This window comes from Trinickia sp. (assembly GCF_051961175.1).
In the GTDB taxonomy this organism is placed as follows: Bacteria; Pseudomonadota; Gammaproteobacteria; order Burkholderiales; family Burkholderiaceae; genus Trinickia.
On record NZ_JBQCDN010000478.1, the window covers coordinates 1 to 3929 of the forward strand.

The 3929-nt window shown below is 65.5% G+C and carries 4 protein-coding genes; 1 reads left to right on the forward strand and 3 read right to left on the reverse strand.

Annotation, left to right across the window (positions count from 1 at the left end; translation table 11 throughout):
* Positions 1–905, forward strand: a 905-nt coding sequence (locus ACTHL0_RS27165) for a divalent metal cation transporter (RefSeq protein WP_440570227.1), incomplete at its 5' end; no start/stop codon positions are given.
* 141 nt (positions 906–1046) lie between these two features.
* Here ACTHL0_RS27165 and ACTHL0_RS27170 read toward each other — a convergent pair.
* From ACTHL0_RS27170 to ACTHL0_RS27180, 3 genes are all read right to left on the reverse strand, one after another.
* Positions 1047–2069, reverse strand: a complete 1023-nt coding sequence (locus ACTHL0_RS27170; protein WP_440570229.1) for a class I fructose-bisphosphate aldolase — start codon at positions 2067–2069, stop codon at positions 1047–1049.
* 294 nt (positions 2070–2363) lie between these two features.
* Entirely contained in the window at positions 2364–3101 is a 738-nt protein-coding gene (locus ACTHL0_RS27175) for an Hpt domain-containing response regulator (RefSeq protein ID WP_440570230.1), read from the reverse strand.
* 198 nt (positions 3102–3299) lie between these two features.
* Positions 3300–3929 (reverse strand): DMT family transporter (locus ACTHL0_RS27180; protein ID WP_440570231.1); only part of this gene is annotated, 630 nt, incomplete at its 5' end.

Genomic DNA, 3929 nt, shown 5'->3' on the forward strand with positions numbered 1-3929 from the left:
ACAAGCGCATCACGCCGCGCTTCATGAAGTACGAGAAGATCGATTTGTGGATCGGCATCGCGTTTGTGATCGTCGGCGCTGTCGCCATGATGGCATTCACCGCCGCGCTGTTCGGCGGGCGGCCGGAGTTCGGCCAGTTCACCGATGCCAGCGCGGTGATCGCCGGGCTGCACAAGTACGTCGGTGAGACGTCCGCCACGATCTTCGCCGTCGCACTGCTCGACGCGTCGATCATCGGTGCGGCTGCGGTCTCGTTGTCGACGGCCTATGCGATCGGCGACGTCTTCAAGATCCGCCATTCGCTGCATCGCAGCGTGTCCGATGCCAAGGGCTTTTACCTCGTCTACTTCGGCATCGTGGCGCTCGCCGCCGCGCTCGTGCTGATGCCCGGCAGCCCGCTCGGGCTGTTGACCGAGGCCGTGCAAACGCTTGCCGGCGTGCTGCTGCCGAGCGCCACGGTGTTCCTGCTGCTGCTCTGTAACGACAAGGCCGTGCTTGGGCCGTGGGTCAATTCGAAGCGCCTGAACCTGTTCACGGGCGCCGTGATCGCGGTACTCGTCGTCCTCTCGATCATCCTGACGGCCGCGACGGTATTCCCCGATATTTCGGGGGCGACGATCATCGGCATTCTCGTCGGCGGCATCGTGCTGTTTGCCCTCGGCTATGCCGGCGTCGAACTCGCGCAGCGGCGCCATGGTTCCAATGCCGCCGTGAAAGGCGAGGCGATCGCGGCACGCGCGGCCAATCGCGCGCTGCGCGATACGTGGCGAATGCCGCCGCTGGAGGAGCTGGCACAGCCGAAGCTCACCTTCGCGACGCGGTTGTGGATGGGAGCACTGCGCGGCTATCTCGTCATCGCAGTCGGCCTCGTGATCGTCAAGGTCGTGCAGCTGGCGATGCATTAAGGCGCCGCGGCCCGGTGGAGCAATAACCTCGCTGACACCGAGCGAAAGAAAGGCGAAGCGTTTGATGGCGCTTCGCCTTTTTTGTTTGCGCTGCGCAGCGGCGCCGCGCGCCCCCCCCGGTGCTTCGCCGTCAACGGCGACTCACGCCGAGGCCTCTTCCTTTGCGTCGTAGCATCCGCGTGCGGCCGCGCTGTTGAGCCGCGCGCGTTTGAGCAGTGCGCGTTGCGCCGCCTCGACGTTTTCGCGCTTGCCTCGCCAAGCCGCGAGCGGCGGCTCCTGCAGTGCGCGCCCGTAGGAAAAACTGAGTGGCCAGGGCCGCCGCCCCGTCCGATTGATCGCGTCAAGGTTAGCGGTCGCTTCCTCGGGTGTCTGCCCGCCTGACAGAAAGTAGATACCGGCAACGGCCGGCGGCACGGTGCGGCCGAGGACGGACACGGTGCGCGCGGCCACCTCCTCCACGCCCGCTTGCTGAGCGTACGCCTTGCCGGCGACGACCATGCTCGGCTTCAGCAGCATGTGCTCCAGCACGACCGCGTGCCGATGCAAGGCATGAAACACCGCGTGCAGCACCATTTCGGTCACTTGAGCACAACGATCGATCGAATGACTGCCGTCCATCAGCACTTCGGGCTCGACGATTGGAACAATCCCCGCTTCCTGGCAAATCGCGGCATAGCGCGCGAGCGATTCGGCATTTGCCTCAACGGCCAGCCTGCTCGGCAATGTCTCGGAGACGTTGTAGACGGCCCGCCATTTCGCGAAGCGCGCCCCCTGCGCTTTGTATTTTTCCAGACGCCCTGCGAGACCGTCGAGCCCTTGCGTGATTTCATCGCCGCTTGCATGCGCGAGTGCAATCTTGCCCGTATCGACCTTGATCCCAGGCACGATGCCCTGTCGTGCCGCCAAACTCGGCAACGGCTCGCCGTCGTCGGCCTTCTGGCCCAGCGTTTCCTCGTAGAGAATCACGCCGCTCACGTATTGGCCGAGACCGGGCGTGGACAGCAGCAGCGTACGCCACGCCCGGCGGTTTTCGTCGGTCGATTCGACATCGATCGTCTTGAATCGCTTCGCGATGGTGGGGCCGCTTTCGTCCGCGGCGAGCAGGCCCCGCCCGTCCCGCACGATCGCGTCGATGGTGGACTGCAATGCGCTCTCGTTTTGCATCGTCTGTCTCCTCAGGCAATGGCGTCGCGTACTAGCGGCAGGGCGTTCGCGCACAGCCGCGGCCTCCAGTGTGCGCGGCATGGCGTTGCCGCGCCAGAAGCCGATGTGCGTTCGAGCGCGTTAGAGGGTGGGCTTGAATTGACCCTAAGGGTGGGCAGCAATTCCGGTGCCCGGTGTCCGCAGCAGCCCAGCTTCTTCCCGGGCGCCGGATGCGTTTCTTCAAAGCATCGTGTCGCGACGTTGCCGGTGTGCCCGCCTCCCTGCTCTTGGCGTGCGCCGCGTATTCGGTGCTCGTCACATTCCACTGCGTGGCGGTTTGAGACCAATCTCCGCGCATAGGTGCATGAAGCGTACGATACGCGCGGCGCTCGGCTCAATGCCTCGCAAGAAGATGTGCTGTTGCAACCGGACGCAAGCGCGTCGCGCTCGCGCTTCGCCGAGAACGGCCAGTGCCCCGTGAAGCCGATGAAGCCGGTCTTGCAGGGCGCGCGTATCGAGCGAGGCGAGCGCAGCGCGCAGCGCGGTTTCGTCTTCAGGCCACGCCGCCGCAAACGCCGCCTGCAATGCACGGCGCGCAGGCGCAACGGGCACGGCGTCGTCCCGGCCAAGCGGCTTACCGCGAAGATGAGCCCGCAGCAATTCACGCAGTTGCGTCATCGAGAAAGGCTTGCGCAACACGGCGGCAAATCCGCCCGATGATACGGCGAGGGGCGCCGCGTCATGCGTTCCGTCCGCCTCCCACCACGCCGTGCCCGCGATGACCGGCATGTCCAGACCGTTTGCACGCAAGGCGGCCAACAACCGCCGGCCGCCCATGTTGGGCATGCATAAATCGGTGATGACGAGATCGTAAGGACGGATGCGCGCCTGCTTCAGCGCGTCGATGCCGTCGGATGCGATATCGACGCATCGGCAGCCGAGCGCGTTGAGTTGATCGGCGAGAATGAAACGGGCAAGCGCATCATCGTCGACGACGAGAATGCGCACTTCGGATGGGGTATCTGTTTCGAGCGGATCTCGAGGATCAAGCATGGCGGGCCTCCCGTGGGGGCGGCGCACCCGGCCATCAGCCATCGGCCATCGACAATCAACGATCAACGATCGGCAGGCGCACCGCGAACGATCGGCGAAGGTAACGCGCGATCCGCACCCTGATGACCCTATTCGAAAAAAAGCGGACCGCGAGCCGGCTACCCTACCGCGTAACCCAGCCCGCGACCCGGACCGAAACTATCTCAGCGCGCGCTCGCGCCCGCGAACGAGCGGCCACTGCCGGAACACCCGGAATGCGACGAGGTTGCCGAATACGACGAGCGCCAAGCCCGCTCCGGCCGGCACCGACCACCGATATCCTTCGAAAACGGTCGATACCGCGAGCGCCACAAACGGGAACAGCACCGTGCAGTAGGCGGCGCGTTCGGGACCGATGCGCCCGACCAGCATCAGATAGGTCGTGAAGCCGATCACGGAGCCCGGCACGGCCAGGTAAGCCAGCGCGCCGAGGTAGCGCGGCGTCCATTCCGGCTGAAACGAGAAGCCCGCGGCGAGGCTGCCGAGCGTCAACACGCCGGCGCCGATCAGCATCGCCCAGCCGTTCGTGACGGCCGGATGCAGCCCCATCGATTGCATTCGGCTCGACAGCAGGTTGCCCACGGAAAAACACATCGTGCCGACGAGCGTAATGCCCAAGCCCAGCCACATCGTGCGATCGCCGACATGGCCCGCCATCTCCGGCGCGAACAGGCACAAGATGCCGGCGAGCCCGAGCACGGCGCCCACGATCGCGCTCGGCTGAAGCGCCCGGCCCATGAAGAGGCGTCCGTTGATGGCGTTGAACAGCGGCGCCGTGGAGAAGACGAC